We start from the raw sequence: 25,258 nt of genomic DNA, 5'->3' as shown, positions 1-25,258 counted from the left end.
CCGTCGTCAGTCGCGCGTCAGCAGACGCGGTGCTAGCTCTTTCAGGGCGCGCCGGTACACCTCGCGCTTGAATGTCACAACCTGGCCCAGCGGGTACCAATAGCTCACCCAGCGCCAGCCGTCGAATTCCGGCTTGCCGGTCAGGTCCATCCGCACCCGCTGTTCGTTGCTGACCAGGCGCAGCAGGAACCACTTCTGCTTCTGGCCGATGCACAGCGGCTGGCTGTGGGTACGGACCAATCGCTGGGGTAAACGATAACGCAACCAGCCGCGGGTGCAGGCAAGAATTTCCACATCATCGCGTTCAAGGCCAACTTCTTCGTTCAGCTCGCGGTACAGGGCATCTTCCGGCGTCTCGTCAGGGTTTATACCACCCTGGGGGAACTGCCAGGCATCCTGGTTGATCCGTCGAGCCCATAGCACCTGCCCGGCATCATTCGTGAGAATGATCCCGACATTGGGGCGAAAACCATCCGGGTCGATCACGGCAGCAACCTCGCAAACGCATGTCACCGCATTGTTCCACAAAGCTTGCGAGCGCAGCAACGCGCCCGCCAAGCTTATGTGCAGCAGCGTGAAAACTCCGTATTCTGCGGGCCTACCCTGAGGCTGATACGAGTGACCGCGATGCGCCTGGCTTTATTCGACCTGGACAATACCCTCCTCGGTGGCGACAGCGACCATGCCTGGGGTGACTACCTGTGCCAGCGCGGCATCCTTGACCCGGTTGCCTACAAGCAGCGCAACGATGGCTTCTACCAGGACTACCTCAACGGCACCCTGGACCTGCAGGCCTACCTGGCCTTCTCCATGGAAATCCTGGCGGCAACGCCCGCAGCCCAGCTGGACGAATGGCACCGCGACTTCATGCGCGACTGCATCGAGCCGATCATCCTGCCCAAGGCCCTGGCCTTGCTGCAGCAACACCGTGAGGCGGGCGACCAGCTGGTGATCATTACCGCCACCAACCGCTTCGTCACCGCACCGATTGCCCGGCGCCTTGGGGTGAAGGTGTTGTTGGCGACTGAATGCGAAAGGCATGAAGGCCGCTATACCGGGCGCAGTACCGATATACCGTGTTTCCGTGAAGGAAAGGTGACGCGGCTGCAGCGCTGGATGCTGGAGAACGGCTTTGATCTTGAGGACAGCTATTTCTACAGCGACTCGATGAATGATTTGCCGCTGTTGCAGCGGGTGACGCATGCGGTGGCGGTGGACCCGGACCCGAATCTTCGGGCCGAGGCTGAAAAGCGTGGGTGGCCGGTGGTTTCGCTCAGGGCTTGAGATTGCCGGCGATGGGCTGCAAAGCAGCCCCAAATTCAATCAGACTGGCTTGGCGCCCATCAGCCCGGCAATGGACAGGAAGCAAACCCCACTGAACACCGCCAGCGCCAGGGTAAACCGCAACCCCACCACCTCGGCCTTGCGCAGCCGGTTCAGCCGCACCAGCAGCCACCACACGGCAAACGCGCCAACGGTATAGATGACGCTGGACGCCAGCAGCCAGGTCTGCCCAAGCGGCCAGCCCACGAGGTGCACCAGCCACCAGCCGGTAAATGGCATGCTCACCAGGCAAAGGCCCATGACCAGCCAGACGAACACCAGCGGTCGACGCAACAGCTTGGCATAGGCCTCGGCATCGCCTCGCCTGCGGGCACGCACGGTCCAGATCGCCAGGCCCAGAGCCCCCAGAAGCAACAGGGCGGTAGCGATCATGTGCAGGGTCTTGAGGGTGGTCAGGTGTTCCATGTCTTCACATCCTTGAGCAATAAGCCAAGCTTAGCCGCTCAACCCAGGAACAGCTTGTACGCCGGGTTCTCGGTCTCGTCCCAGTAGGGGTAACCGATCTTGGCCAAGGCCGCCGGCACCAGGTGGCGCTCGTCCTCCGGCACCTGCAACCCCGCCACCACACGCCCGTCAGCCGCGCCATGGTTGCGGTAATGGAACATCGAGATGTTCCAGCGCCCGCCCAGCTTATTGAGGAAGTTGAACAGCGCCCCCGGTCGCTCGGGGAACTCGAAGCGCAGCACCATCTCATCGCTGGCACCGGCCGAATGGCCGCCGACCATGTGGCGGATATGCAGCTTGGCCAGTTCGTTGTCGGTCAAGTCGGTAACCGGGAAGCCCTGCTCGGTCAGGTGCTGCACCAGCGCCGCTCGCGGGTCATTTTCCGGGTGGGTCTGCACGCCGACGAAGATGTGCGCCTCGTCAGAGGTGTGCTTGCGGTAGTTGAACTCGGTGATCTGGCGCTTGCCGATGGCCTCACAGAACGCCTTGAAGCTGCCCGGGCGCTCGGGGATGGTCACGGCGATGATCGCCTCGCGCTTTTCACCCAACTCGGCACGCTCGGCCACATGGCGCAGGCGGTCGAAGTTTACGTTGGCGCCGGAATCGATAGCCACCAGGGTCTGCCCGGTCACGCCGTACAGCTCGACATACTTCTTGATGCCCGCCACGCCCAGAGCGCCGGCAGGTTCGGTGATCGAGCGGGTATCGTCGTAGATATCCTTGATTGCTGCACAAATTTCGTCGGTGCTGACCGTCACCACCTCATCCACATGGTGACGGCAGATATCGAAGGTGTGCTGGCCGATCTGGGCCACCGCCACGCCGTCGGCGAACAGCCCGACCTGTGGCAACACCACGCGCTCGCCGGCCGCCATCGCCGCCTGCAGGCAGTTGGAGTCGTCCGGCTCCACGCCGATCACCTTGATTTCGGGGCGCAGGTACTTCACGTAGGCAGCAATGCCGGCGATCAAGCCGCCGCCCCCCACAGGCACGAAGATCGCGTCCAGCTGGCCAGGGTGCTGGCGCAGGATTTCCATAGCCACGGTGCCCTGCCCAGCGATGGTGTGCGGGTCATCGTAGGGGTGGACGTAGACAAAGCCCTTTTCATCCACCAGCTTCAACGAATAGGCCAGCGCCTCGGGGAACGAGTCGCCATGCAGCACCACCTTGCCACCGCGCGAACGCACGCCTTCGACCTTGATCTCAGGAGTAGTCTTGGGCATTACGATGGTGGCTTTGATGCCCATCTCGCGCGCAGCCAGGGCCAGGCCTTGGGCGTGGTTGCCAGCCGAGGCGGTAACCACGCCACGGGCCAGCTCTTCCGGGCTCAGCTGGGCCAGCTTGTTGTACGCCCCACGGATCTTGAACGAGAACACCGGCTGCAGGTCTTCACGCTTGAGCAGAATCTGGTTACCCAGGCGCTTGCTCAGCTGCCCGGCGCTCTGCAACGGGGTTTCGACGGCAACGTCATAGACGCGCGAGGTGAGGATCTTCTTGACGTACTGTTCGAGCATCGGGAAAGCATCACTGGGCCGCGGGACAAGGGCTGGGAGTCTACCCCAGCGCTACGTCGGGCGACCACAGCAAAGCCGCCCAAGCCGTTATACTAAGCAACTTTGAAAACCGCCCTGCCCCTTTTCGGAGCCCGCATGACCCAGGACCAACTCAAACAGGCCGTCGCCCAGGCCGCTGTCGACTTCATTCTGCCCAAGCTGGATGAAAAGAGCGTTGTCGGCGTCGGCACCGGTTCGACCGCCAACTTCTTCATCGACGCCCTGGCTCAGCACAAGACCGCCTTCGACGGCGCAGTCGCCAGCTCCGAAGCCACCGCCCAGCGTCTGAAGGGCCATGGCATCCCGGTCTACGAGCTGAACAGCGTCAGCGAGCTGGAGTTCTACGTGGACGGCGCCGACGAAAGCGACGCGCACCTGAACTTGATCAAAGGCGGTGGCGCGGCCCTGACCCGTGAGAAAATCGTCGCAGCCGTGGCCAAGACCTTCATCTGCATCGCCGACGGCAGCAAGCTGGTGCCGGTGCTGGGCGCCTTCCCGCTGCCGGTCGAAGTGATCCCAATGGCCCGCAGCCACGTGGCGCGCCAGCTGGTGAAGCTGGGCGGCGACCCGGTGTATCGCGAAGGCGTTGTGACCGACAACGGCAACGTGATCCTCGACGTGCATAACCTGCAGATCACCAACCCGGCGGAGCTGGAAGCGCAGATCAACGCCATCGTAGGTGTGGTGACCAACGGCCTGTTCGCGGCGCGGCCAGCGGATTTGCTGCTGCTGGGTACCGCTGAAGGCGTGAAAACCCTGAAGGCCGAGTAATCGTCGGCGAGGGCTTTGCCCTCGATTCGCGGCACAAGGCCGCTCCTACAAGAGACTGCAGCGCCTGAACCTGATGCGCTCCCCTGTAGGAGCGGCCTTGTGCCGCGAAAGGGCTGCAAAGCAGCCCCTCCTGCTCACTCCGCTGGCTGCTTGAACACATAAAACAGGTTCGGCTCACTGACCAGATAAATGGTCCCCGCCTCATCCATCGCAATCCCCTCGGCCTGCGGCACCGTCGCCTGCAACCCCTGGAAGCCCTTGCGCAGCGACAAGGTGCTCAGCGGCCTGCCTTCTACATCCAGCTCCAGCACCAGGCGCGATTCGTCCGAAAGCGCCAGCAAATGCCCGCTGCGCTCATCGAACTGCAAACTCGACAAATCCCGCACAAACAGCCGCGCATCGCGCTTGCGGTCTTGCACCACATGCACGGCGTAAGGCTTTTCCGGGTTGTCATGCGGGAAGCCGTGCACCTCGTAGATCAGCATCGGGTCACGCTCCTTGGCCACGAACAGGCGCTTACCCGCCGAATCGTAGGCCAGCCCCTCAAAACCCTTGTTGCCGTTCAGCCCAATGCCCAAGCTGAGCTGCTCGGCGTCACCGGCATCGAGGAACAGCGTGTCGTCTTCCAGCCGTACGCGAATCAGCCGCTGCTGGCGCTCGTCGGTGATCACATAGCTGTTGGGCCCCACGTACTCCACGGCTTCCGGGTCGCCAAACCCGGTCAATGGCACCCGGCGCAGAATACGGCCGTCCAGCGACAGCTCAATCAGCTCCGAACGGGCGTTGGTGACGGTGAACAGGGTCTTGCGGTCGGGGTCGTAGGTCAGCGCCGAGATGTCGTCATCCAGCCCTTCGACCGGCTTGGCCTCCACCACCACCCGGTAGCGGTCCAGGCCAATGCTCTGCTCGGCGGGCTGCCACCAGGTCTTCAGGTTGAACCAGCCGCGCTCGAACAGGCGAAACTCCTGCCCGGCCCAGCCAAACAGGAGTAAGCCGAGGGCGGCGAAAACAAGGATAAGGCGAACATAACGGCGCATAAGGGCAGGCTCGACACAGGGGTGGCGAATCTAACCATGAACAACTGAAGTAAAGCTTAATGCCAGCATCCGAAATGCCCGATTTCGGGCTCAGTTTTTTCTGAAGCGATAGAACAAGGCCGGCTCACTGACCATATACAGGTTGCCCTTGTCGTCCATCGCCACCCCTTCGGCCCTCGGGATGGTGTCTTCAAGCCCGTTGAAGCCGCCAAGCAAGGTCATGAAACTGACCTGCTGGCCCTGTTCGTCCAGCTCCAGGAGCATGTTGGAGTCGGCCGAGAGCACCAGCAAGTGGCCGGTACGCGGGTCGACACCCAGCGCCGAGAGGTTGCGCAGGTCGAGCTCATCGCTCGGCAAAGGCTGCTTCTCACCCTTGAGCGGGCTGCGGCCATCGGTGTTCCAGGTGTACAGCTTGGGCGGGCGCTCTTCGCCGATGATCAGGCGCTGGCGCATCGGGTCCCAGGCCACGGCCTCGAAGCCCTTGTTGCTTTTCACCGACGGGCCCAGGTCGTGGCTCTGGAAGTCGTCATGGTTCAACGCCGTGGTCTGTGCATCCACCTTGACCACGGTCAAGTCATGCAGGCGCTCGTCGGTGATGGCCAGGTAGCCGTCTTCCAGCACGGCAACGCCTTCCGGGTTGTTCCAGCCATTGAGCGGGATCTTGCGCAGTACATCACCCTCCAGGCTCAGCTCGACCAGGATCGGGTTCTTGCCCATGACCGCGAACAAGGTGCGGGTATGTGGGTTGAAGGCCAAGTCCGAGGCTTCGTCATCGTCCATGCCTGGCAGCGGCTTGGCATCGATGTCTACCTGGTAGTCCGGCAACCACACGCTTTCGCTGCGCTCGGCGGTGCTTTCGAAGCTCTCTTTTACCCACAACGCACCGCGGTCATCCCAGTGCATGGCCACGGCCACGCCATAACCGATCACCGCTGCCACGGCCAAGCCGAAGGGCCAGCGCAGGTAGAAGCGACGCTTGGAGGTTGCCGGGGCGGAGGAGGATGGCATGCGCGGGTCCAGGGGGAATGGGCGAAGATCCGCGCATTATCCGGATCGAGTGTGAAAAATCGGTAAACAGGGCCTACCTCTTCGCGGTTCGGACTCAGAGCACCCGGCTTTCGAAGCGGCTTACACCCGGCAGCTCCAGCACCAGCTCATCACCCACATTGAACGGCCCCACGCCCGCCGGGGTGCCGGTGAGAATCACATCCCCCGCCTGCAACGAAAAATGCGCCGCCATGTACTGGATCATCGGCACGATCGGGTTGAGCATCATCGCGCTGTTGCCATCCTGGCGCACTTCGCCGTTGACAGTCAGGCGTACCGGAATGTCGGTCACGTCCTCAAAGCTGCCAGCCGAGACGAACGGCGGCAGCACACAGGCGCCGTCGAAGCACTTGGCCAGCTCCCACGGCAGGCCCTTCTCTTTCAGCTTGGCCTGTACATCGCGCAGGGTCAGGTCCAGCGCCGGGGCATAGCCGGAAATGGCGTCCAGCACCTCTTCCTCGCTCGGATGGGTCGACAGCGGCTTGCCCAGCAGCACGGCAATTTCGGCCTCATAGTGCACCGAACCACGTTCGGCCGGGATCTTGAAGCCGCCTTCGGCCGGCACCACGCAGCTACCCGGCTTGATGAACAGCAGCGGCTCGGTAGGGATCGGGTTGTCCAGTTCCTTGGCATGCTCGGCATAGTTGCGGCCGATGCACACCACCTTGCCCAACGGGAAGTGAATGCGCGTGCCGTCTACGTACTGGTGCTGGTAACTCATGGCCGACTCCTCTGGATACTGCTTTTTATTCAGGTGCGAAGATCTTACCCGGATTCATGATGCCGTTAGGGTCGAATACGGCCTTGATCGCCTTCATGCAGGCGATTTCTTCGGGCGAGCGGCTGTAGCCCAGATAGTCGCGCTTGGTCATGCCCACGCCATGCTCGGCCGAGATCGAGCCGTTGTAGCGTTTAACGATGTCGAACACCCACTTGTTGACCTTGGTACACGAGGCAAAGAAATCATCCTTGCTCATGTGCTCGGGCTTGAGGATGTTCAGGTGCAGGTTGCCATCGCCGATGTGGCCGTACCACACCACCTCATAGTCGGGGTAATGCTCTGCGACGATAGCGTCGATATCGCGCAGGAACGCCGGCACTTTCGACACAGTGACGGAAATGTCGTTTTTGTACGGAGTCCAGTGCGAGATGGTTTCCGACAGGTACTCGCGCAGCTTCCACAGGTTTTTAAGCTGGGTTTCACTCTGGCTCATCACCCCGTCCAGCACCCAGCCCTGCTCCACGCAGTGCTCAAAGGTGGCCAGGGCCTCGTTGGCCACTTCCTCGGTGCTGGCCTCGAACTCCAGCAACGCATAGAACGGGCAGTCGGTCTCGAACGGCGCCGGTACGTCACCGCGCGCCAGAATCTTTGCCAGGCCCTTGTCGGAGAAAAACTCGAAGGCCGTGAGGTCCAGCTTGCCCTGGAAGGCATGTAGCACCGGCATGATCGAGTCGAAGTCCGGCGTACCGAGCACCATCGCGGTCAGGTTGCGCGGGGCCCGGTCCAGGCGCATGGTGGCCTCGACCACGAAGCCCAGCGTGCCTTCGGCACCAATGAACAACTGGCGTAGATCGTAGCCGGTGGCGTTCTTGATAAGGTCCTTGTTCAGTTCCAGCAGTTCGCCCTTGCCGGTGACCACTTTCAACCCGGCCACCCAGTTGCGGGTCATGCCGTAGCGAATCACCTTGATTCCGCCGGCATTGGTGCCGATGTTGCCGCCAATCTGGCTAGAACCGCTGGAAGCGAAGTCCACTGGGTAATAAAGGCCCTGTTCTTCGGCGTAGGCCTGCAACTGACGCGTGATCACGCCCGGCTGGCAGACCACGGTGCGGTCGAAGGCATTGAAGTCGAGAATCTGGTTCATGTAGTCGAAAGAAACGACAACCTCGCCATTGGCCGCCACGGCGCCGGCCGAAAGCCCGGTACGCCCGCCAGAGGGCACCAGGGCTACCTTGTGCGCATTGGCCCAGCGCACAATCGCCTGCACCTGTTCTACCGTCTTGGGGAAGACGATGGCGCTGGGCGCCGGCGGGTAATGCTTGGTCCAGTCCTTGCCATAGGCTTCGAGGGAAGCCGCGTCGGTCAGGACCTTGCCAGGGTCGACAAGGGTCATCAGTTCTTCAATTACAGCGGGGTGGGTCATCGCTGGAACTCTCGACTTATTCATAGTCACCCTGAGCACTCTTCACCTGTCGGGATAAGCTCAGATTGTGTCGCGTATGCTAGCATAGCCCTCCCGCTGTTCATGCTAAGGCTGCCCTCGCGCCTGGCATCACCCCTCGCCATTTTTTCTCCGGGATACAGGTTTACGCAGATGAGCAAGACTTCTCTCGACAAGAGCAAGATCCGGTTCCTTCTTCTTGAAGGTGTGCACCAGAACGCAGTCGATACCCTCAAGGCTGCCGGCTACACCAACATCGAATACCTCACTGGTTCGTTGCCGGAAGCCGAGCTGAAGGAAAAGATCGCCGACGCCCACTTCATCGGTATCCGTTCGCGCACCCAGCTCACCGAAGAGATCTTCGACTGCGCCAAGAAACTGGTCGCTGTTGGCTGCTTCTGCATCGGCACCAACCAGGTAGACCTGGAAGCGGCCCGCGAGCGCGGTATCGCCGTGTTCAACGCGCCGTACTCCAACACCCGCTCGGTGGCCGAGCTGGTGCTGGCCGAAGCCATCCTGCTGCTGCGCGGCATCCCTGAGAAAAACGCCTCCTGCCACCGTGGCGGCTGGATCAAGAGCGCGGCCAACTCGTTCGAAATCCGTGGCAAGAAGCTGGGCATCGTCGGCTACGGTTCTATCGGTACCCAGCTGTCGGTCCTGGCCGAGAACCTGGGTATGCAGGTGTACTTCTTCGACCCGCTGACCAAGCTGCCACTGGGCAACGCCGTGCAGGTCACCAGCCTGAACGAGCTGCTGGGCCTGGCCGACATCGTTTCGCTGCACGTGCCTGAGCTGCCGTCCACCCAGTGGATGATCGGCGAGAAGGAAATCCGCTCGATGAAGAAGGGCGCGATCCTGATCAACGCCGCCCGTGGCACCGTGGTTGAACTGGACCATCTGGCCGCCGCCATCAAGGACAAGCACCTGATCGGCGCCGCCATCGACGTGTTCCCGGTTGAGCCACGCTCCAACGACGAAGAGTTCGAAAGCCCGCTGCGCGGCCTGGACAACGTGATCCTGACCCCGCACATCGGTGGTTCCACCGCCGAAGCCCAGGCCAACATCGGCCTGGAAGTGGCCGAGAAGCTGGTCAAGTACAGCGACAACGGTACCTCGGTGTCCTCGGTCAACTTCCCGGAAGTGGCCCTGCCGGCGCACCCAGGCAAGCACCGCCTGCTGCACATCCACGAAAACATCCCGGGCGTGCTCAGCGAGATCAACAAGGTGTTCGCCGAGAACGGTATCAACATCTCCGGTCAGTTCCTGCAGACCAACGAGAAAGTCGGTTACGTGGTAATCGACGTTGACGCCGAGTACTCCGACCTGGCGCAAGAGAAACTGCAACAGGTCAAGGGCACCATCCGCTCCCGCGTCCTGTTCTAAGTTCGCTTGCTGCATGAAAAAGGGAGGCCCTGGTGGCCTCCCTTTTTTATTTCACTTCAACCGTGATCTTCTTCGACTCGACGCTCGGCTTGAACGGCACGTGATACTGGTCACCCAGAATCAATTGCAGGGTGTGCTTGCCCGGCGTCAGGGTAATGCTGGTCTCGGTCTGCGCCTTGCCGAAGTGCAGCACCTGCGGGCCCGCCGGCAGCGCGGTGCCGGCTTCCGGCATCAGGCTGGTTGGCAGCGGCATGTCAGCCACGGGTTCTTTATCCACATCCACCAGCAAGTGGTGGTGCCCGGTGTGCGGGGTCTGGTCACCCGCTGGCTTGAGTGCCATGCCCTCAATGCCGAACTTGACGGTGAAGGTCTTGTCGACCGTGGCGCCATCGGCGGGGGAAACGATGAAGACCTTGGCCTCCTTGGGCGGCTCCTGGCTCTTCAGGGCATCTGCGGCACTGGCGAATACCGACGCTCCCATCAGCAGACCGGCAACGGCAGCACGCGAAAATAGGCTGTTCATTCACTTCTCCTGTGATTCACTTATTGACCGCAGCCTGGGATCCAACGGCAGCGGTAGTTCACCTTAGTTGAAATATTCGCCAAGGTGTTCACATTGCCTGACAGAAATATTTCCGTCAGGGTTAAACAATGCCGAGGCTTCAAGGTCATAGGCTGCGCTCGATCACGGCGAGGAAGAAAGCCGTGGCGAAAGTTATTCATCTGCTAAAAGAAAAGGGGCATTCATGCGTTCGACCATAGGGGTACTGCTGGCAGTGCTGATCAGTCCATTGGCCCAGGCGGAGCTGATAGACGAAGTCGCCGACCGGGGCGAACTGCGCATTGCGGTGCAGGCTGACAACTCACCGTACGCCTTCAAGCAAGACGACCACCTGACGGGGTTCGACATCGAATTTGGCCAGGACCTGGCCCGGGAACTGGACTTGCGCGCCGAGTTCGTCGAGGCCCCGGCCGCCGAAGTGCTGAGCGGTGTCGAGAGTGGCAAATATGACATTGCACTCACCCCATCGACCGATGCACCAAAGGGCGACGGCCCACTCGATGTGAGCCTGCCGATTGGCGAAAAGAAGCGGGTGATTCCGTTCCAGAAGGACAACCCGGCGTTCGAGAGCGCGGTGAATAATGCGCTGCAACGGCTGAAAGACAGTGGCCGCACTGCCGAGCTTGAGCAGAAGTGGTTCAAGGGTGTGCAGGAGACTGCGGCCGGGCAGTAAGGTTTTTACAGCCTGTACCGGCCTCTTCGCGGGTTTACCCGCGACGAGGCCGGTACAGGCTTAAACTGAAAGCCCAGCCAGCGCCTGCTGCGCCTGTTCCAGCTCCAGCTCGCTGAACACCCGCACCCCCGCCCGCCGCAGCAACGCCGTGGTCACCCCTTCCCCCGCCACTTTCACACCCGTGAACGTGCCGTCATAGGTCAACCGGTTACCACACGATGGGCTACCCGACTTCAGCACTGCCACACGAATGCCATGCCGCTGCACCAGTACCAGCGCCAACTGCGCCCCGGCCAGAAACGCGGCACTGACATCCTCACCCGTCACCGTCAGCACCTGCGCCTCGCCATCAAGCACCTCGCCACCCTGTCCACCCGGAATCTCCGCAGGCGGACGCGGCGTCGGCAATCCACCTGCCACCTCCGGGCACAACGGCACTACGCGCCCTTCTGCCTGCCATCGCTGCAACAAGTCAGGATGGCCACTGGCCCGGCCGTCATAGCGCACCGGTTGCCCCAGCAGGCAAGCGCTGACCAGTACCTTGGGCAAATCAGAACGGGTCATTGCCACGGCGCCGGAACCAGCCCGTCAACGACAGCCGTTCTCGCCCGGCCGGCAGCACTTCGTGGGGCACCTCGCCCGACAGGAACACCACCAGGCAACCCGCCACAGGCTCAACGTCGTGCTCGACGCCATCGGCCAGGAACATGCGCAACTGGCCGCCGTCCTCAGGTTGCCAGCCTTCATTCAGGTACAGCACGGCCGACACCATGCGCCGGTCATCGTCGCGGAAGCGGTCCAGGTGCCGGCGATAGAACGCCCCCGGTGGGTACAAGGCAAAATGGCACTCGAAATCCTCCAGGCCCAGGAACAGGCCCTGGTTGATGACCAGGCGCAACTGGTCCATGGCCGCCAGGTACTGGTCGCAGGCCTCGGCCTGCCCGGGGTCGATCCACTGGATCTGGTCGCCGCGGATGGCCTCGCGCACCTCCTGGGCAACCCCGCGCCCAACCGCTGCCGGGTTAAGCTCGCCTTCGGCATCACGGCGTCGGCATTCGGCCGCCAGCGCACGCACCAGGTCGGCAGGCAAAAACAGCGCCTGCTGGGACCAGCCATGGGTGTCCAGATCGTCGACGACGGCCGCAAGCATCGGGTGTTCGGGGGAGTTGTGCATGGCGCGCATCATATCCATTCGCCATGGCGGCGCACAGCGCCACTTGGCCGAGAAATACGCGGATATCTCGACAAACCGGCGCCGGGCCAAGGACAATAGCCACCTGCCGACAGGAGTCCTGAATGCGCCGTCTGTTTTCCCTGATTCTGCTGATGATCTGCACCATGCCTGTCTGGGCAGACAACCTGGATCAACTGTACAAGGCCGCCGGCTGGCCCGACCAGCGCGCCCACTTCAACGATGCTCTCACCGCCGCCCAGGCGCGCTACCGCAACAGTTTGCCCCCCGCCGTGTACCAGGCGCTGGTCAACAACAGCAACCAGCGCTTCGAGGCCCAGGCGGTGGACCGTCGCGCCCAGGCGCAGCTGCGGGCCACCCTGGCCAATCCGGCACCTGCCTTGGCCTTCTTCCAGTCGCCGCTGGGGCGCAAGGTGGTGGCAGCCGAGCTGAAGGCCACCCGCAAGGACGAACTGGCCAAGAATGCCAAAGGCCTGCCCAAGATCCAGGCCAGCGACGACCGCCTGCTGGTCATCGGCCACTTGGCGCAAGCCCTGCCAGCGCGTGAGGCCGGTGCCGAAGTCAGCCTGGCCATTGCTGGCGTGGCGGCCGACAGCCTCAGCTCGATGATCCCCGGCCTGTTCGGCGGCGGCCAGGCACAGGGCCTGCTCGACGGCCAGCGCCAGCGCCTGATGAACCAGATCGGCGAAGACCTCAACAACACCTTGCTGTATGTCTACCGCGACCTGTCCGATGCCGAGCTGGAAGCGTTCGCCACCTTTGCCGAATCACCCGACGGCAAAGCCTACTACCAGGCAGCGCTGGCGGCTGTGCGTGCGGGCCTGGCGGTTGGCCAGAGCAGCAACGACCTGAAGTGATCAGCCCAGGCGCTGGTCGATGAAGTCGAAGTAGCGTTGGCGAATGCCTGGCAGCTCGTTGGCCAGGTGGTGACGGGCCTCGGGCAGCATCAATATCTGTGGGTCGGCAAACTTGGCTTTGAGCACTTCGAGGTTGTAGGGCCAATCCACCGTGCCGTCGGCCTCCCCCTGTACGATCAACGGCCGCCGCGGACTGTGCGGCGCGGCTTCGATGCGTTTGACCCAGGCGATCAGTGCGCCCACCCAGGCGGTTGGCAGGCGACGCGGTTGTAGCGGGTCGGCTTCGAGGAACGGCAGGAAGGCCGGGTCATTGGTGTTTTCGCTGAAGCGCCGTTCGATGCCGTTCACGAAGTGACGCAGCACGCGATAGCTCAACTTCGACCAGCGCCAGGAACAAGGCCGCACCAGCGGTGCCAACAGGATCACCTGGCCATCGATGGGGCTGCGCGCCCCCTGATGCAGCAGGTGGTCAACGGCGATGGCGCCACCGGTGCTTTGCCCGCAAAGGTGCCAGGGGCGCGGCAGCTGCAGCGTGCGCGCCTGTTCGAACAACGCCTCCAGCACCTGCTGATACACCGAAAAATCACTGATGCTGGCCCGCTCGCCACTGGACAGGCCGTGGCCGGGCAGGTCACAGCTGATCACGGCAAAACCCTGCGTGAGCGCCCAGTCGATCACATGCCGATACAGGCCCATGTGATCGTAGTAGCCGTGCAGCAGGAACAACGTCGCGGTCGGCTGCTCAGGTAGCCACACCTGCCCGACCAGGTCGAACCCCGCCGCCTGAAAGCCGCCCAGCCAGCTCTGGACTGACAAGTTCAGGCCATAGAAGCGCTGGTAGTCCTGCGCCTCGGCCGTTAACGGCTGGCGAGCGGTCAACGGCGCCAGGCGGGTGCGCAGGTGGTCAGGGTTGAAAGCAGCGGGCATCGAGCACATCCACATTGATGCAATGTATTGATCTGGAATCTTCAGCTCTAGGCGGCGCCATGGCAAGCTTGCTCACCTCGAACAACCAGCACCGCTCCTACAGGGGATGGCGGAAATTTCATGAAGACTCGAGCCATCAAACCACTGTGCACGGCAATCGCCTTGTTGGTTGGCATTACCATCCTCTGGCAGGCCTACACCACCTTCCAGGCCCGCTACCTGCGCCCATTCGACAACCAGACCACGCTATTCGACGGCAGCCAACTGCAACTGCCACCCGAGCTGGCCGGCCCTGGCCCGATCCGCGTGGTGCACTTCTGGGACCCGGCCTGCCCCTGCAACGTCGGCAACCAGCAACACCTGGGCGACCTGGTCAGCCAGTTCGCAGCCCAGGGCGTGACCTTCCATGTGCTGCAAAAGCCCGGTAGCCATGGCCAGCTGCCCGCCAACCTCACCGCCCTCAAGCCCATCGCCAGCCTGCCCGGTAGCGAGCACCTGCCCGCCTCCCCGGCCGTGGCCATCTGGGATCGGCAAGGTCGCCTCGCTTACTTCGGCCCTTACAGCGAAGGCGCGGTGTGCAACGCCAGCAACAGCTTCGTCGAGCCCATCCTCAAGGCACTGCTCGACGGCCGCCGGGTGACCGCATCCAACACACTGGCGGTGGGCTGCTACTGCCCTTGGGCTGGCTGACGTACCCGCGCCGGGTTGCCCACCACCGTCGCCCCGGCTGGCACATTTCGGGTCACCACGCTACCCGCGCCGACCACGGCGTTATCGCCAATCGTCACCCCTGGCAGGATGATCGCCGCACCGCCGATCCACACGTTGTTGCCGATGGTCACCGCCCGCCCACTCTCCAGCCCGCTGCGCCGTACTGCTGGGTCGAGCGGGTGGTCGGCGGTGTAGATCTGCACGTTGGGGCCGATCTGGCAGTCGTCGCCGATGCGCACCGGCATCACGTCGAGGATCACGCAGTTGAAGTTCATGAAGGTGTTGCGGCCAACGCTGATGTTGTAGCCGTAGTCGCAATAGAACGGCGGGCGAATCACCGCGCCTTCGCCCACCTGGCCGAAATGCTCCAGCAACAGCCCATGGCGTGCGTCGTTGAGCAGTTCGACGCTGCTGTTGTAGCGGTGCATCCAGTGCTTGTTGGCAATCTGCTCGGCCTGCAGTTCGGGGCAGCCAGCGTGGTAGAGCTGACCTGTAAGCATCTTCTGTTTTTCGCTGAGTGACATGGAATCTCCTTCCCGGGGCTATGCTCTGTTCGCGAATCCGCCGATCATCGGACCACATTTTCTGCTTTGACGCACAAGGAGCTTGCATGAAGCGCAGCCTGACCCTGTTGGCCGTGGTGGTTGCCGTGGCCGCCGGCGCCGGTTACTGGTACGTGCAGGGCAAGCTGCCGCAGCGCGAGGGCGAGGTGGCCTTGGCTGGCTTACAGGCGCCGGTCAGCGTGCGCTACGACGCTCGCGGCGTGCCGCACCTGCAGGCGCAAAACGAGGCAGACATGTACCGCGCCCTGGGCTACGTGCATGCCCAGGACCGGCTGTTCCAGATGGAAATCCTGCGCCGCCTGGCCCGAGGCGAACTGGCCGAGGTGCTGGGCGACAAGCTGCTGCCCACAGATACCTTGTTCCGCAGCCTGCGCATTCGCGAACAGGCCGCACTGATGGCCAAGCGTCAGGACCGCCAGTCACCTGCCTGGCAGGCCCTGCAAGCTTACCTCGACGGGGTCAACGGCTGGCAAGCCAGCCATCCCAAGCCCGTGGAGTTCGACCTGCTGGGTATCACCCCTCGCCCGTTTTCCGCCGAAGATACCCTGAGCATTGCCGGTTACCTCGCTTACAGCTTCGCTGCTGCGTTTCGCACCGAGCCCGCACTGACCTACATCCGAGACCAGCTTGGCGCCGATTACCTGAGCATCTTCGACCTTGGCTGGAAACCCGAGGGGGCGGTGGGCACGCCACTGGCCGCTGCGGACTGGCAAAGCCTGGAAGCCCTCGCACGCCTCAGCCACCAGGCGCTGGGTGAGGCGGGCATCCCGCAGTTTGAAGGCAGCAACGCCTGGGCGGTGGCTGGCAACCATACCCGCAGCGGCAAGCCGCTGCTGGCAGGCGACCCGCACATCGGTTTCGCAGTGCCGGCGGTGTGGTACGAGGCCGAGCTCTCGGCACCCGATTTCAACCTGTATGGCTACTTCCAGGCGCTCAACCCCTTTGCCCTGCTTGGTCACAACCGCGACTTCGGCTGGAGCCTGACCATGTTCCAGAACGATGACGTCGACCTGATCGCCGAGCGCACCAACCCGGCCGACGCCAACCAGGTGATGGTCGAAGGCAAATGGCAGGCGCTGGAAAAGACCGAGCAGCAGATCGCGGTCAAAGGCGAAGCACCGGTCACACTCAGCCTGCGCCGCTCGCCACATGGCCCGATCGTCAACGACGTGCTGGGCGCTACTGCCGGGCCTACGCCCATCGCCATGTGGTGGGCGTTCCTGGAAACCGAAAACCCGATCCTCGAAGGTTTCTACCAGCTCAACCGTGCCGACACGCTGGGCAAGATGCGCGAGGCTGCCGCCAAGGTCCATGCACCAGGCCTTAACTTTGTCTGGGCCAATGCCCGAGGTGACATCGGCTGGTGGGCGGCGGCAAAGCTACCGATACGCCCCGACGGCGTCGACCCGGCGTTCATCCTCGACGGCGCCAGCGCGCAGGCCGACAAGCTCGGGTTCTACCCCTTCAACGTCAACCCGCAGCAAGAGAACCCAGCGCGCGGCTATATCGTCTCGGCCAACTACCAGCCGCCAGCAGGGGTGCCGATACCGGGTTACTACAACCTGCCCGACCGAGGCCGCCAGCTCGACCGCCACCTGGCCAACCCCGAGGTGAAATGGGATACCCAGAACAGCCAGGCCCTGCAACTGAACACCGCCAGCGACCACGGCCCGCGCACCCTTGCACCGCTGCTGGCAACCCTGCGCGCAGTGGCGGAAGGAGACGAAGAGAAGGAACTGGTCGAACAGCTCGCCGCCTGGCGCGGCGACTACCCGCTGGATTCGACCAGCGCCACGCTGTTCAACCAGTTCCTCTACGAACTGGCCTTCGCGGCCCTACACGACGAACTGAGCGACACCTGGTTCCCGGTACTGATCAGCACCCGCGCCATCGACGCTGCCTTGCCACGCCTGGCGGCGGACGCCGACTCCCCTTGGTGGAACACCCGAGGTGGCAACCAGCGTACCGACCGTACCGCCATCGTACGCCTGGCCTGGCAGCGCAGCCTGAAGCACCTGCGCGATACCTTGGGTAGCGACCCGGCCAGCTGGCAATGGGGCAAGGCCCATACCCTGACCCACAACCACCCTCTTGGGGTGAAAAAGCCGCTGAACCTGCTGTTCAACGTTGGGCCGTTCGCCGCGCCCGGTACCCATGAGGTGCCGAACAACCTTTCTGCGAAGATCGGCCCGGCGCCATGGCCGGTGACCTACGGGCCTTCAACGCGGCGGCTGATCGATTTTGCGGATGCCGGGCAGGCATTGACCAGCAACCCAGTCGGGCAAAGTGGCGTGCCGTTTGACCGGCATTACTCGGATCAGGCTGAAGGGTATGTGCAGGGGCAGTACCAGAAGGCGCAGATGGGGATGATTCCGGCACAGAGTACATTGCGGTTGGTGCCAGGGCCGTAAGGGCTGCTAGCAGCCCCAAAAAAAGCCGACGCAAAGGCGTCGGCGTTGGTCATACCAGGTACTTCGACCGCATCAGAACGCCGGCAGCACAGCACCTTGATACTTCTTGGCGATGAATGCCTTCACCTCGGGGCTGGTCAAGGCCTTGGCCAGTTTCTGGATGGCCTCGCTGTCCTTGTTGTCCGGGCGGGCAACCAGGAAGTTCACGTACGGCGAGTCGGCGCCTTCGATCACCAGCGCATCCTTGGCCGGGTTCAGGCCAGCTTCCAGGGCGTAGTTGGTGTTGATCATGTCCAAGTCGACCTGGTCCAGCACACGCGGCAGCATGGCCGATTCAAGCTCGCGGAACTTCAGCTTCTTCGGGTTCTCGGCAATGTCCTTGGGGGTGGCCAGCGCGTTTTTCGGGTCTTTCAGGGTAATCAGGCCAGCCTTCTGCAGCAGGATCAGGGCGCGGCCGCTGTTGCTGCCTTCGTTAGGGATGGCAACGGTGGCGCCTTCCTTCAGCTCGGACAGGTTCTTGATCTTCTTCGAGTAGCCACCGAACGGCTCGACGTGCACGCCGATCACGGTTTCCAGGTGGGTGCCTTTACCTTCGTTGAAGCTCTTCAGGTACGGCAGGGTCTGGAAGTAGTTGGCGTCCAGGCGCTTCTGGTCAACCTGCACGTTCGGCTGCACATAGTCGGTGAAGACCTTGATCTGCAGGTCCACACCTTCTTTTGCCAGGGTCGGCTTGATCAGCTCAAGGATTTCGGCGTGCGGTACCGGCGTAGCGGCAACCACCAGTTTCTCGGCGGCGGCGGCCAGGCCGGAGAACGACAGGGCAGCGGCCAGGGCAGTGGTCAGCAGGGTCTTCTTCATGGTGGTCCTTGTTCTGAATCTGGGCCATCAGCGATGGCGAATCGGGTGCCCAACCGGTTCACCAGCGGGCGTAGGCGGACAATACCTAGATTTTTTATACCGGAACAATATCTTTTACTTAGCTTCTTATTCCAAAAACAAATCGCCATTAGCCACTTTGCTTATGAGCGATGTCTAGCGCGAGGGGTTGGGCAGGTCCAGGTCCCCTGGCTGCAGCTCTTCGCCGTCATTCACCAGCAAGGCGAAGTGGATAACATTCTCCAGTTCACGGGTATTTCCGGGCCATGGATGGGCTTCCAGCACCTGCTGCGCCGCCTCACTCACCAGCGGTACAGGGCGCTGCAGGCGTACGCTGTAGATGCCCACGAAATACTCGGCCAATGGCAGGATATCGCCCGGCCGTTCGCGCAGCGGCGGCAGCTCCAGCGCCCCCTCGCGCAGGTACTGGTACAGGCGCTCGTTGAAGCGCCCCGCACGCACCACCCGCGCCAGATCGATGCTGGTCGCGGCCACCAGCCGCACATCCACCGGCTGCGGCTGCTGCGCGCCCACTCGGGTGACTTCGCGGTTTTCCAGGGCTGCCAGCAACTTGCCCTGGATGGCCAGCGGCAAGTCGGCGATCTCGTCCAGGTACAACGTGCCGCCATTGGCCGAGCCGAACCAGCCGGCGCGGCTGCTGGCCGTGCCACCCTGGCTGCCGGCGCTGTAGCCGAACAGTTCGGCATCAGCATAGGTGGGGCTGATGGCCGCGCAGTTGACCGACACGAACAAACCACTGCGGTCACTGGCTCGATGGATCTGCCGTGCCAGCAACTCCTTGCCGGTGCCGGTTTCGCCACGGATCAGTACGGGCAAGGGTTGCGGCGCCAGGCGCTCAAGGTCTTCGCGCAGTTGCTGCGAACGCGGGTCAATGAACACCAGCGCCTTGGCGCGGATGCTCAGCGGGCTCTTGTCCAGCTCGGGAAAGGTCAGCAGCGGCTGGCCAAACGGGTTTTGAAAAGTCATGACAAACTCCCGCCCCAGGCCATCATTGGCCGGGCATCAGGTAAGCGGTAAAGGCGATCAGGCGCGGCGCAGTGCGCGCTGCTCAACCCGGCTTTGCAAGCGGTACAAGTAGGCGAAGCCTTGCTCCCAGCGCTCATGGCCGGACTTGACGTTGATGTGCCCGCCGTTGCTCAGCAACCCCGCCTCGGCGCCCCAGGACTGGGCCAGGTACAGCGCCCGCGGCACGTTCACGGCCGGGTCGTTGTCCGAGCTGACCACCTGGCTGGGGAACGGCAGTGCCTCGGTCGGGATCGGGGCAAAGTTGCGCAAGGCTGGCGCGCAGGTGGGCCGCTCGACGTCCGCTGGTGCCACCAACAGCGCGCCTCGCACACGTCGCAGCAAGGCCGGGCTGGCCTGCGCAGCCCAATGGGCGACGGTGATGCAGCCCAGGCTGTGGGCAATCAGGATCACCGGCGACTCTTCGGCAACAATCGCTTGCTCCAGTGCCTGCACCCAGTCCTGGCGCTGCGGGGTCAGCCAGTCGTGCTGCTCCACCCGGGCACTGTTGGGCAGGGTGCGCTGCCAGTGACTTTGCCAATGGTTGTCTGGCGATCCTTGCCAGCCCGGCACAATCAGGTAGCGAATCGACTCATTGCGCATGGGGACGCCTCCAGTAAGTTTGCGTGCTTGGAGACAAGTATAGGGAGGGAGTTATATTCGTAAAGGAATAAGAAGCTATTTATTAATAACCAAAACATATTGTTGCTGCCAATAAAAAAAAGGGCCAACCCCTGCCAAGAGATGTGGCCCATAAGCACTTGCCTGAAGAGGTTTGGCGGGTATCAGCGTGCGGTAATCACCGCCAGCTTGCTGATACCTGCACGTTCGATGGCTGCCATGGCCCGCGCCACTTCGCCGTAGTTAACGCCGTCATCGGCCTGCAGCTGCACGCGCACGTCTGCGTCCTTGTCCTTGGCGGCCTTGAGGCTGGTTTCCAGCAGGTCGGGCTGGATCTGGTCCTTGTTGATGAACAGCTTGCCTTCACCGTCGATGCTGACCACCAGCGGGTCCTTCTGCTCTACCGGGGCCACGGCCTCGGTCTTGGGCAGGTTGATGGGGATGGCGTTGGTCAACAGCGGCGCGGTGACGATGAACACCACCAGCAGCACCAGCATGACGTCCACCAGCGGCGTGACGTTGATTTCACTGAGAACTTCGTCGCTGTCCTGGGTCGAAAAAGCCATATCAGGACGCCTCCTTCACGGGCTGGGTGAAACCGGCCTGTGGCTTATGCACGGCGGGGTGCACCAGCACGCGGAAGGCACTCTTCTGCGCCAGGCTGTAGAAGTCGTGGGCGAAGTCATCGAGGTCGGCCGCAGTCAGCTTGAGGCGGCGCAGGAAGTAGTTGTAGACCAGCACCGCCGGAACGGCGACGGCAATACCCACACCGGTTGCCACCAAGGCCGCACCGATTGGCCCAGCCACGGTTTCCAGGCTAGCGGAGCCGGCCGCACTGATGCCCTTGAGTGCTTCCATGATGCCCCACACAGTACCGAACAGGCCGATGAAGGGAGAGGTGCTGCCGATACTGGCGACCACTGCCAGGCCGGTTTCCAGCGAGCGGCGCTCACGCACGATCTGCTGGCGCAGGGCACGCTCCAGGCGGTCCTGGTGGTTGATGGCGTGGCTCAGGTCGTTGGCCTGGGTGTCGCCGACGGCAATTGCGGCATAGCCAGACTGGGCAACGCGGGCAGCCGGGCCGGGCAGCTCGTGGCTGAGCTCGGCGGCCGAGTCCAGGCTGGAGGCCGCCCAGAACTGCTGGTGGAAGCGTTTGTCCTGGTTCTTCAACCGCACGAACTGCGCGACCTTGACCAGGGCCAGGCCCCACGTGACGACAGAGAAACCAACCAGCAGCCAGATGACTGCGCTTTCAACGGATTCGAGGGGGGATGCCAGCAGGCTCATGATGGTGTCTTCCTGTGTTCTGCGAAAAAGTTAGCGAAGCTTGAAATCGATCGGCACGCTGACCCAGCCGGTCTGGGCCACGTCGCCCTGCTTGGCGGGCACGAAGCTCCAGCGTTTCACCGCAGCCAGCGCGGCGGCGTCGAGGGCATCACGGCCGCTGCTCTTCTGGACCTGGATCTGCCCGGGTTTACCGCTGGGCAGCACCTCTACCCGCAGCAGTACGGTGCCTTCCCAACCGCGCCGCTGGGCCATCTGCGGATACTCCGGCGCCGGGTTTTTCAGGTACGCGGCGTTGGCCGAAGCGGGCGTAACCGGGGCCGGCGCGGGTGGTGCGGGCGCAGGTGGTGCCGGAGCGGCCACTGGGGCTGGCGGTGGTGCTTCGACCGGTTTGGGCTGTGGTTTGGGTGCTTGCTTGACCACCGGCTTGGGCACGGGCTTTGGCTTGGGTTTGGGCTTGGCGGCCAGTTCGTCGATCACGGGAGGTGGCGGCGGCGGCTCGACGACAGGTGGTGCAGGCGCAGGCGGTGGCGGTTCGATCACAGGCGGCGCTGGCGCTGCGAACTCGATGGTCATCGGCGGCACTTGCGGTGGCACCACGGGCAGCTCTGGCGTGGGTGCCTGGCTTACCCAGTACGCCGCAGCGCCGTGCAGGGCCAGCACCAGCAGGCCCAACACCAGCTTGTCACGGCGCTTGAGCCCGCTGACGGGCGTGCGTTGCAGGCGCAGCTGGCCCAGCGGAAGGCGAAGCGTGCGTCCAAGCTCGACCAGGTCGCCCGGGGCCGGGCGCCATGGCTGGTCGTAGGCCCTGACGGCCGACTGGACATTACCCATTGATCAAACTCCTGGGGTCTCGATTCAGGTATGGCTGAATCATCGGGGCCAGAGACTTATCTCTTAAAGTAATGTTTAAAATTATGGTTAGAACTTAAGTGAATATTGTTTTTGAAGGGTAGCGTGAAAGCCACGAACTGCACGGGCTGTGGCTGACCAAGCAAAACTCGATGCTTTGTGGGCATGCAAAATATTCAGGAAAGGCATGGAATTGCAGAGATAAAAAACCCGGGACCATGCCCGGGTTCTCATTACCTGAAGAGGCTCAGATATCCGCCACCTTCTGCCAAACCTTCGGCCGGAAGAATAATGTCTCCCCCCGCGCCAACCCGATCAGGCTGTCATGGTCTTTCACCACCTCCGCCTCGATCAGCTCGCTCTGCCCCTCGACTTTCAAGGTCACCCGGGTAGTCGCGCCCAACGGGCGAATATCCCGCACTTCGGCCGCATGGTGCCCTTCGGTCTCATGCCGCGACAGCGACACTTCGTGCGGGCGGAACAGCACATGGTGCCCTTCACTCAAGGCCAGGCGGTTGGAGTCGCCCAGGAAGTGGTAGACGAAGTCGTTGGCCGGCTGCTCGTACACCTCGCCCGGCGAGCCGATCTGCTCGATCACGCCCTTGTTCATCACCACGATACGGTCGGCCACTTCCATGGCTTCTTCCTGGTCGTGGGTCACGAATACCGAGGTCAGGTTGATGTCTTCGTGCAGCCTCGCCAGCCAGCGGCGCAGCTCTTTGCGCACCTTGGCATCCAGTGCACCGAACGGCTCGTCCAGCAGCAGCACCTTGGGCTCCACCGCCAGCGCGCGGGCCAGGGCGATACGCTGACGCTGGCCACCGGACAGCTGTTCGGGGTAGCGGTCGGACAACCAGTCCAGCTGCACCATGTTCAGCAGCTCATGCACCTTCTCGGCGATCTTGCTTTCGCTCGGGCGCTCGCCCTTGGGCTTCATGCGCAGGCCGAAAGCGACGTTGTCGAACACACTCATGTGACGGAACAGCGCGTAGTGCTGGAACACGAAACCGACGTTGCGGTCACGCACGTCATGGCCGGACACGTCTTCGCCGTGGAACACGATATTGCCCTGGTCCGGGGTTTCCAGGCCGGCGATGATGCGCAGCAGCGTGGTCTTGCCGCAGCCGGACGGGCCGAGCAAAGCCACCAGCTCGCCGCTGTTGATGTCCAGGTTGATGTTGTCCAGGGCCTGGAAGCTGTTGAAGCGCTTGCTGACGTTACGAACTTCGATCGACATGAATCATTCCTCCGCGGCGCTGTGGCGCAGGCGGTTAATACGGTTCTCGCTCCACTGCTTGAGCAGCAGGATGAAGAGCGCCAGGATCAGCAACAGGCTGGCCACGCTGAAGGCCGCGACGTGGTTGTACTCGTTGTAGAGGATCTCCACGTGCAGCGGCAAGGTGTTGGTCACACCACGAATGTGGCCCGACACCACCGACACCGCGCCAAACTCGCCCATGGCCCGTGCGGTACACAGCACCACGCCATAGATCAGGCCCCATTTGATGTTGGGCAAGGTCACGTGCCAGAACATCTGCCAGCCGTTGGCGCCGAGCAGTCGCGCGGCCTCCTCTTCTTGCGTGCCCTGCTCCTGCATCAGCGGGATCAGTTCACGGGCCACGAACGGCACGGTGACGAAAATGGTCGCCAGGACGATGCCCGGCAGCGCGAACACGATCTGGATGTCGTGGTCCTGCAGCCATGGCCCGAACAGGCCTTGCGCGCCGAACATCAGCACGTAGACCAGGCCGGCGATCACCGGCGACACCGAGAACGGCAGGTCGATCAGGGTGACCAGGATACTCTTGCCACGGAAGGTGTACTTGCTGACGCACCAGGCGGCGCTGACACCGAACACCAGGTTAAGCGGCACCGAAATGACCACGGCGAGCAGGGTGAGCTTCAATGCCGACAGCGCGTCGGGCTCGAAAATCGCCTCGAAGAAGGTGCCAAAACCGTTCTTCAGCGCCTGTGATACCACGATCACCAGCGGCAGCAGCAGAAACAGCGCGAACACCAGCCAGCCAAGGCCGATCAGGATGCGCCGCGAAGTGGCGCTGCCACGGCGGGCGGCGTTGGCGGCCGCGCTTGCACTCAGGGATGAACTGGACATGCCGGCCTCCTTCAAGGGGTTTCGATGCGGCGCTGCAGCAGGTTGATCAGCAGCAGCAGGATGAAGGAAACCACCAGCATCAGCACGCCGATGGCGGTCGCGCCGGTGTAGTCGTACTGGTCGAGCTTGACCATGATCAGCAGCGGCAGGATTTCGGTCTTCATCGGCATGTTGCCGGCAATGAAGATCACCGAACCATACTCACCCACGCCGCGGGCGAAGGCCAGGGCAAAACCGGTGAGCCAGGCCGGTAGCAGGGCCGGCGCCAGAATATGACGGAACACCTGCAGCGGCTTGGCGCCCAGGCAGGCGGCGGCCTCCTCCACTTCACGCGGGATGTCGGCCAGTACCGGCTGCACCGTACGCACCACGAACGGCAGGGTGACGAAGGTCAGCGCCAGGGTGATGCCCAGCGGGGTGTAGGCGATCTTGAAACCCAGGTCGGTGGCGAACTGGCCGACCCAGCCCGAGGGCGCGTACAGGGCGGTCAGGGCGATACCGGCAACGGCGGTAGGCAGGGCGAACGGCAGGTCGATCATCGCGTCGATGATCTTGCGCCCAGGGAAGGTGTAGCGCACCAGCACCCACGCGAGCAGGGTGCCGATCACCCCGTTGATGATGGCGGCGAACAGGGCGGTACCGAAACTCAGCTTGAGCGCGGCGATTACCCGCGGCGCGCTGATGATGTTCCAGAACTGCTCCCAGGTCAGCTGCGAGGCATGAATGAACATGGCTGCCAGCGGTATCAGCACGATCAGGCTGAGGTACACCAAGGTGTAGCCCAGTGTCAGCCCGAAGCCGGGTATGACGGGAGAAATGCGGCGTGACATAAATATCCCTGGTTAAACGCAC

General features: G+C 62.8%; 28 protein-coding genes. 7 read left to right on the top strand and 21 right to left on the bottom strand.

The genetic code is table 11. The features are described from left to right. Positions 1 to 6: 6 nt before the first annotated feature. Positions 7 to 486: an RNA pyrophosphohydrolase gene (locus D8767_RS02050; protein WP_003249017.1), complete on the bottom strand. Its 480-nt coding sequence runs from the start codon at positions 484 to 486 to the stop codon at positions 7 to 9. A gap of 141 nt (positions 487 to 627) precedes the next feature. Between D8767_RS02050 and D8767_RS02045 the strand changes: the two genes are divergently transcribed. Next, complete coding sequence (locus tag D8767_RS02045; RefSeq protein WP_016712556.1) at positions 628 to 1,284, top strand: HAD family phosphatase; 657 nt, start codon at positions 628 to 630, stop codon at positions 1,282 to 1,284. A 39-nt stretch (positions 1,285 to 1,323) separates the two neighbouring features. On the opposite strand, the gene D8767_RS02040 is transcribed toward D8767_RS02045, so the two are convergent. Together D8767_RS02040 and ilvA are read right to left on the bottom strand one after the other, a co-directional pair. After that, positions 1,324 to 1,749: a DUF2269 domain-containing protein gene (locus tag D8767_RS02040; RefSeq protein WP_016712557.1), complete on the bottom strand. Its 426-nt coding sequence runs from the start codon at positions 1,747 to 1,749 to the stop codon at positions 1,324 to 1,326. Between the two features lie 38 nt (positions 1,750 to 1,787). Then, a complete protein-coding gene (ilvA, locus tag D8767_RS02035; protein ID WP_016712558.1) occupies positions 1,788 to 3,302 on the bottom strand; it encodes a threonine ammonia-lyase, biosynthetic in 1,515 nt (504 codons plus the stop codon). Between the two features lie 135 nt (positions 3,303 to 3,437). Between ilvA and rpiA the strand changes: the two genes are divergently transcribed. Next, positions 3,438 to 4,112 (top strand): ribose-5-phosphate isomerase RpiA, encoded by a 675-nt coding sequence (gene rpiA / locus D8767_RS02030; RefSeq protein ID WP_016712559.1) that lies wholly within the window; start codon positions 3,438 to 3,440, stop codon positions 4,110 to 4,112. Positions 4,113 to 4,246: 134 nt separating this feature from the next. On the opposite strand, the gene D8767_RS02025 is transcribed toward rpiA, so the two are convergent. From D8767_RS02025 to D8767_RS02010, 4 genes are all read right to left on the bottom strand, one after another. Then, positions 4,247 to 5,149: an SdiA-regulated domain-containing protein gene (locus D8767_RS02025; protein ID WP_016712560.1), complete on the bottom strand. Its 903-nt coding sequence runs from the start codon at positions 5,147 to 5,149 to the stop codon at positions 4,247 to 4,249. A gap of 90 nt (positions 5,150 to 5,239) precedes the next feature. Then, the gene (locus D8767_RS02020) at positions 5,240 to 6,157 is read right to left on the bottom strand and encodes an SdiA-regulated domain-containing protein (RefSeq protein ID WP_016712561.1); all 918 of its coding nucleotides are present in this window, start codon (positions 6,155 to 6,157) and stop codon (positions 5,240 to 5,242) included. Positions 6,158 to 6,251: 94 nt separating this feature from the next. Next, positions 6,252 to 6,917 (bottom strand): fumarylacetoacetate hydrolase family protein, encoded by a 666-nt coding sequence (locus D8767_RS02015; protein ID WP_016712562.1) that lies wholly within the window; start codon positions 6,915 to 6,917, stop codon positions 6,252 to 6,254. A gap of 25 nt (positions 6,918 to 6,942) precedes the next feature. Beyond that, positions 6,943 to 8,340: an FAD-binding oxidoreductase gene (locus D8767_RS02010; protein ID WP_063977177.1), complete on the bottom strand. Its 1,398-nt coding sequence runs from the start codon at positions 8,338 to 8,340 to the stop codon at positions 6,943 to 6,945. 171 nt (positions 8,341 to 8,511) lie between these two features. Between D8767_RS02010 and serA the strand changes: the two genes are divergently transcribed. Continuing rightward, positions 8,512 to 9,741 (top strand): phosphoglycerate dehydrogenase, encoded by a 1,230-nt coding sequence (gene serA / locus D8767_RS02005; protein ID WP_016712564.1) that lies wholly within the window; start codon positions 8,512 to 8,514, stop codon positions 9,739 to 9,741. 46 nt (positions 9,742 to 9,787) lie between these two features. Here serA and D8767_RS02000 read toward each other — a convergent pair whose 3' ends face one another. Next, a complete protein-coding gene (locus tag D8767_RS02000; RefSeq protein ID WP_016712565.1) occupies positions 9,788 to 10,264 on the bottom strand; it encodes a DUF4399 domain-containing protein in 477 nt (158 codons plus the stop codon). A gap of 223 nt (positions 10,265 to 10,487) precedes the next feature. Here D8767_RS02000 and D8767_RS01995 point away from each other — a divergent pair, with 223 nt between their 5' ends. After that, positions 10,488 to 10,976 carry a transporter substrate-binding domain-containing protein gene (locus D8767_RS01995; RefSeq protein ID WP_016712566.1) on the top strand — a complete coding sequence of 163 codons (489 nt, stop codon included), beginning with the start codon at positions 10,488 to 10,490 and terminating at the stop codon, positions 10,974 to 10,976. Positions 10,977 to 11,036: 60 nt separating this feature from the next. On the opposite strand, the gene D8767_RS01990 is transcribed toward D8767_RS01995, so the two are convergent. Beyond that, positions 11,037 to 11,540: a DUF523 domain-containing protein gene (locus D8767_RS01990; RefSeq protein ID WP_016712567.1), complete on the bottom strand. Its 504-nt coding sequence runs from the start codon at positions 11,538 to 11,540 to the stop codon at positions 11,037 to 11,039. Beyond that, positions 11,527 to 12,159, bottom strand: a complete 633-nt coding sequence (locus D8767_RS01985) for a 2OG-Fe(II) oxygenase (protein WP_029380249.1) — start codon at positions 12,157 to 12,159, stop codon at positions 11,527 to 11,529. The genes D8767_RS01990 and D8767_RS01985 overlap by 14 nt, the downstream gene beginning before the upstream one ends. Before the next feature lie 113 nt (positions 12,160 to 12,272). Between D8767_RS01985 and D8767_RS01980 the strand changes: the two genes are divergently transcribed. After that, complete coding sequence (locus D8767_RS01980) at positions 12,273 to 13,025, top strand: DUF2059 domain-containing protein (protein WP_016712569.1); 753 nt, start codon at positions 12,273 to 12,275, stop codon at positions 13,023 to 13,025. Here D8767_RS01980 and D8767_RS01975 read toward each other — a convergent pair whose 3' ends face one another. Further along, complete coding sequence (locus D8767_RS01975; RefSeq protein WP_016712570.1) at positions 13,026 to 13,952, bottom strand: alpha/beta hydrolase; 927 nt, start codon at positions 13,950 to 13,952, stop codon at positions 13,026 to 13,028. A gap of 120 nt (positions 13,953 to 14,072) precedes the next feature. On the opposite strand from D8767_RS01975, the gene D8767_RS01970 reads away from it, so the two are divergent. After that, entirely contained in the window at positions 14,073 to 14,642 is a 570-nt protein-coding gene (locus tag D8767_RS01970; protein ID WP_016712571.1) for a DUF6436 domain-containing protein, read from the top strand. Here D8767_RS01970 and D8767_RS01965 read toward each other — a convergent pair. After that, the gene (locus D8767_RS01965) at positions 14,621 to 15,187 is read right to left on the bottom strand and encodes a sugar O-acetyltransferase (RefSeq protein ID WP_016712572.1); all 567 of its coding nucleotides are present in this window, start codon (positions 15,185 to 15,187) and stop codon (positions 14,621 to 14,623) included. The genes D8767_RS01970 and D8767_RS01965 overlap by 22 nt on opposite strands. An 86-nt stretch (positions 15,188 to 15,273) precedes the next feature. Between D8767_RS01965 and D8767_RS01960 the strand changes: the two genes are divergently transcribed. After that, positions 15,274 to 17,637 (top strand): penicillin acylase family protein, encoded by a 2,364-nt coding sequence (locus D8767_RS01960; RefSeq protein WP_016712573.1) that lies wholly within the window; start codon positions 15,274 to 15,276, stop codon positions 17,635 to 17,637. A gap of 72 nt (positions 17,638 to 17,709) precedes the next feature. On the opposite strand, the gene D8767_RS01955 is transcribed toward D8767_RS01960, so the two are convergent. From D8767_RS01955 to cysT, 9 genes are all read right to left on the bottom strand, one after another. Continuing rightward, positions 17,710 to 18,495, bottom strand: coding sequence for a MetQ/NlpA family ABC transporter substrate-binding protein (locus D8767_RS01955; RefSeq protein ID WP_003248974.1), 786 nt, complete (start codon positions 18,493 to 18,495; stop codon positions 17,710 to 17,712). Between the two features lie 174 nt (positions 18,496 to 18,669). Next, positions 18,670 to 19,500 (bottom strand): sigma 54-interacting transcriptional regulator, encoded by an 831-nt coding sequence (locus D8767_RS01950; protein ID WP_016712574.1) that lies wholly within the window; start codon positions 19,498 to 19,500, stop codon positions 18,670 to 18,672. A 57-nt stretch (positions 19,501 to 19,557) separates the two neighbouring features. Beyond that, positions 19,558 to 20,139 carry an alpha/beta hydrolase gene (locus D8767_RS01945; RefSeq protein WP_016712575.1) on the bottom strand — a complete coding sequence of 194 codons (582 nt, stop codon included), beginning with the start codon at positions 20,137 to 20,139 and terminating at the stop codon, positions 19,558 to 19,560. A gap of 182 nt (positions 20,140 to 20,321) precedes the next feature. Beyond that, positions 20,322 to 20,723: a biopolymer transporter ExbD gene (locus tag D8767_RS01940; RefSeq protein ID WP_016712576.1), complete on the bottom strand. Its 402-nt coding sequence runs from the start codon at positions 20,721 to 20,723 to the stop codon at positions 20,322 to 20,324. 1 nt (position 20,724) lies between these two features. Next, complete coding sequence (locus D8767_RS01935; RefSeq protein ID WP_016712577.1) at positions 20,725 to 21,444, bottom strand: MotA/TolQ/ExbB proton channel family protein; 720 nt, start codon at positions 21,442 to 21,444, stop codon at positions 20,725 to 20,727. A 30-nt stretch (positions 21,445 to 21,474) separates the two neighbouring features. Then, entirely contained in the window at positions 21,475 to 22,275 is an 801-nt protein-coding gene (locus D8767_RS01930) for an energy transducer TonB (protein WP_016712578.1), read from the bottom strand. 265 nt (positions 22,276 to 22,540) lie between these two features. After that, positions 22,541 to 23,530, bottom strand: a complete 990-nt coding sequence (locus D8767_RS01925) for a sulfate/molybdate ABC transporter ATP-binding protein (protein WP_016712579.1) — start codon at positions 23,528 to 23,530, stop codon at positions 22,541 to 22,543. A 3-nt stretch (positions 23,531 to 23,533) separates the two neighbouring features. Further along, positions 23,534 to 24,406: a sulfate ABC transporter permease subunit CysW gene (gene cysW, locus D8767_RS01920; protein WP_004575843.1), complete on the bottom strand. Its 873-nt coding sequence runs from the start codon at positions 24,404 to 24,406 to the stop codon at positions 23,534 to 23,536. 11 nt (positions 24,407 to 24,417) lie between these two features. Beyond that, on the bottom strand, positions 24,418 to 25,236 hold the full coding sequence (cysT, locus tag D8767_RS01915) for a sulfate ABC transporter permease subunit CysT (protein ID WP_016712580.1): 819 nt from the start codon (positions 25,234 to 25,236) through the stop codon (positions 24,418 to 24,420). Positions 25,237 to 25,258: the final 22 nt, after the last annotated feature.

The organism is Pseudomonas sp. LTGT-11-2Z (assembly GCF_003691445.1).
Taxonomy (GTDB): Bacteria; Pseudomonadota; Gammaproteobacteria; order Pseudomonadales; family Pseudomonadaceae; genus Aquipseudomonas; species Aquipseudomonas monteilii.
Note: the sequence above shows the minus strand (reverse complement) of the source record. Positions and strands in the feature narration are given on the sequence as shown.

What these genes read in the sequence shown, in the direction of transcription:
- D8767_RS01995 (WP_016712566.1), top strand. Translation starts at nt 10,488, where the DNA reads ATGCGTTCGACCATAGGGGTACTGCTGGCAGTGCTGATCAGTCCATTG.
- D8767_RS02015 (WP_016712562.1), bottom strand. Translation starts at nt 6,917, where the DNA reads ATGAGTTACCAGCACCAGTACGTAGACGGCACGCGCATTCACTTCCCG.
- D8767_RS01975 (WP_016712570.1), bottom strand. Translation starts at nt 13,952, where the DNA reads ATGCCCGCTGCTTTCAACCCTGACCACCTGCGCACCCGCCTGGCGCCG.
- D8767_RS01945 (WP_016712575.1), bottom strand. Translation starts at nt 20,139, where the DNA reads ATGCGCAATGAGTCGATTCGCTACCTGATTGTGCCGGGCTGGCAAGGA.
- D8767_RS01935 (WP_016712577.1), bottom strand. Translation starts at nt 21,444, where the DNA reads ATGAGCCTGCTGGCATCCCCCCTCGAATCCGTTGAAAGCGCAGTCATC.
- D8767_RS02025 (WP_016712560.1), bottom strand. Translation starts at nt 5,149, where the DNA reads ATGCGCCGTTATGTTCGCCTTATCCTTGTTTTCGCCGCCCTCGGCTTA.
- D8767_RS01925 (WP_016712579.1), bottom strand. Translation starts at nt 23,530, where the DNA reads ATGTCGATCGAAGTTCGTAACGTCAGCAAGCGCTTCAACAGCTTCCAG.
- ilvA (WP_016712558.1), bottom strand. Translation starts at nt 3,302, where the DNA reads ATGCTCGAACAGTACGTCAAGAAGATCCTCACCTCGCGCGTCTATGAC.
- D8767_RS02010 (WP_063977177.1), bottom strand. Translation starts at nt 8,340, where the DNA reads ATGACCCACCCCGCTGTAATTGAAGAACTGATGACCCTTGTCGACCCT.
- D8767_RS01985 (WP_029380249.1), bottom strand. Translation starts at nt 12,159, where the DNA reads ATGCGCGCCATGCACAACTCCCCCGAACACCCGATGCTTGCGGCCGTC.
- D8767_RS01970 (WP_016712571.1), top strand. Translation starts at nt 14,073, where the DNA reads ATGAAGACTCGAGCCATCAAACCACTGTGCACGGCAATCGCCTTGTTG.
- D8767_RS01965 (WP_016712572.1), bottom strand. Translation starts at nt 15,187, where the DNA reads ATGTCACTCAGCGAAAAACAGAAGATGCTTACAGGTCAGCTCTACCAC.
- D8767_RS01940 (WP_016712576.1), bottom strand. Translation starts at nt 20,723, where the DNA reads ATGGCTTTTTCGACCCAGGACAGCGACGAAGTTCTCAGTGAAATCAAC.
- D8767_RS01930 (WP_016712578.1), bottom strand. Translation starts at nt 22,275, where the DNA reads ATGGGTAATGTCCAGTCGGCCGTCAGGGCCTACGACCAGCCATGGCGC.
- serA (WP_016712564.1), top strand. Translation starts at nt 8,512, where the DNA reads ATGAGCAAGACTTCTCTCGACAAGAGCAAGATCCGGTTCCTTCTTCTT.
- cysT (WP_016712580.1), bottom strand. Translation starts at nt 25,236, where the DNA reads ATGTCACGCCGCATTTCTCCCGTCATACCCGGCTTCGGGCTGACACTG.
- D8767_RS02040 (WP_016712557.1), bottom strand. Translation starts at nt 1,749, where the DNA reads ATGGAACACCTGACCACCCTCAAGACCCTGCACATGATCGCTACCGCC.
- D8767_RS01960 (WP_016712573.1), top strand. Translation starts at nt 15,274, where the DNA reads ATGAAGCGCAGCCTGACCCTGTTGGCCGTGGTGGTTGCCGTGGCCGCC.
- D8767_RS02000 (WP_016712565.1), bottom strand. Translation starts at nt 10,264, where the DNA reads ATGAACAGCCTATTTTCGCGTGCTGCCGTTGCCGGTCTGCTGATGGGA.
- D8767_RS02020 (WP_016712561.1), bottom strand. Translation starts at nt 6,157, where the DNA reads ATGCCATCCTCCTCCGCCCCGGCAACCTCCAAGCGTCGCTTCTACCTG.
- D8767_RS01990 (WP_016712567.1), bottom strand. Translation starts at nt 11,540, where the DNA reads ATGACCCGTTCTGATTTGCCCAAGGTACTGGTCAGCGCTTGCCTGCTG.
- D8767_RS02045 (WP_016712556.1), top strand. Translation starts at nt 628, where the DNA reads ATGCGCCTGGCTTTATTCGACCTGGACAATACCCTCCTCGGTGGCGAC.
- D8767_RS01980 (WP_016712569.1), top strand. Translation starts at nt 12,273, where the DNA reads ATGCGCCGTCTGTTTTCCCTGATTCTGCTGATGATCTGCACCATGCCT.
- cysW (WP_004575843.1), bottom strand. Translation starts at nt 24,406, where the DNA reads ATGTCCAGTTCATCCCTGAGTGCAAGCGCGGCCGCCAACGCCGCCCGC.
- rpiA (WP_016712559.1), top strand. Translation starts at nt 3,438, where the DNA reads ATGACCCAGGACCAACTCAAACAGGCCGTCGCCCAGGCCGCTGTCGAC.
- D8767_RS01950 (WP_016712574.1), bottom strand. Translation starts at nt 19,500, where the DNA reads ATGACTTTTCAAAACCCGTTTGGCCAGCCGCTGCTGACCTTTCCCGAG.
- D8767_RS01955 (WP_003248974.1), bottom strand. Translation starts at nt 18,495, where the DNA reads ATGAAGAAGACCCTGCTGACCACTGCCCTGGCCGCTGCCCTGTCGTTC.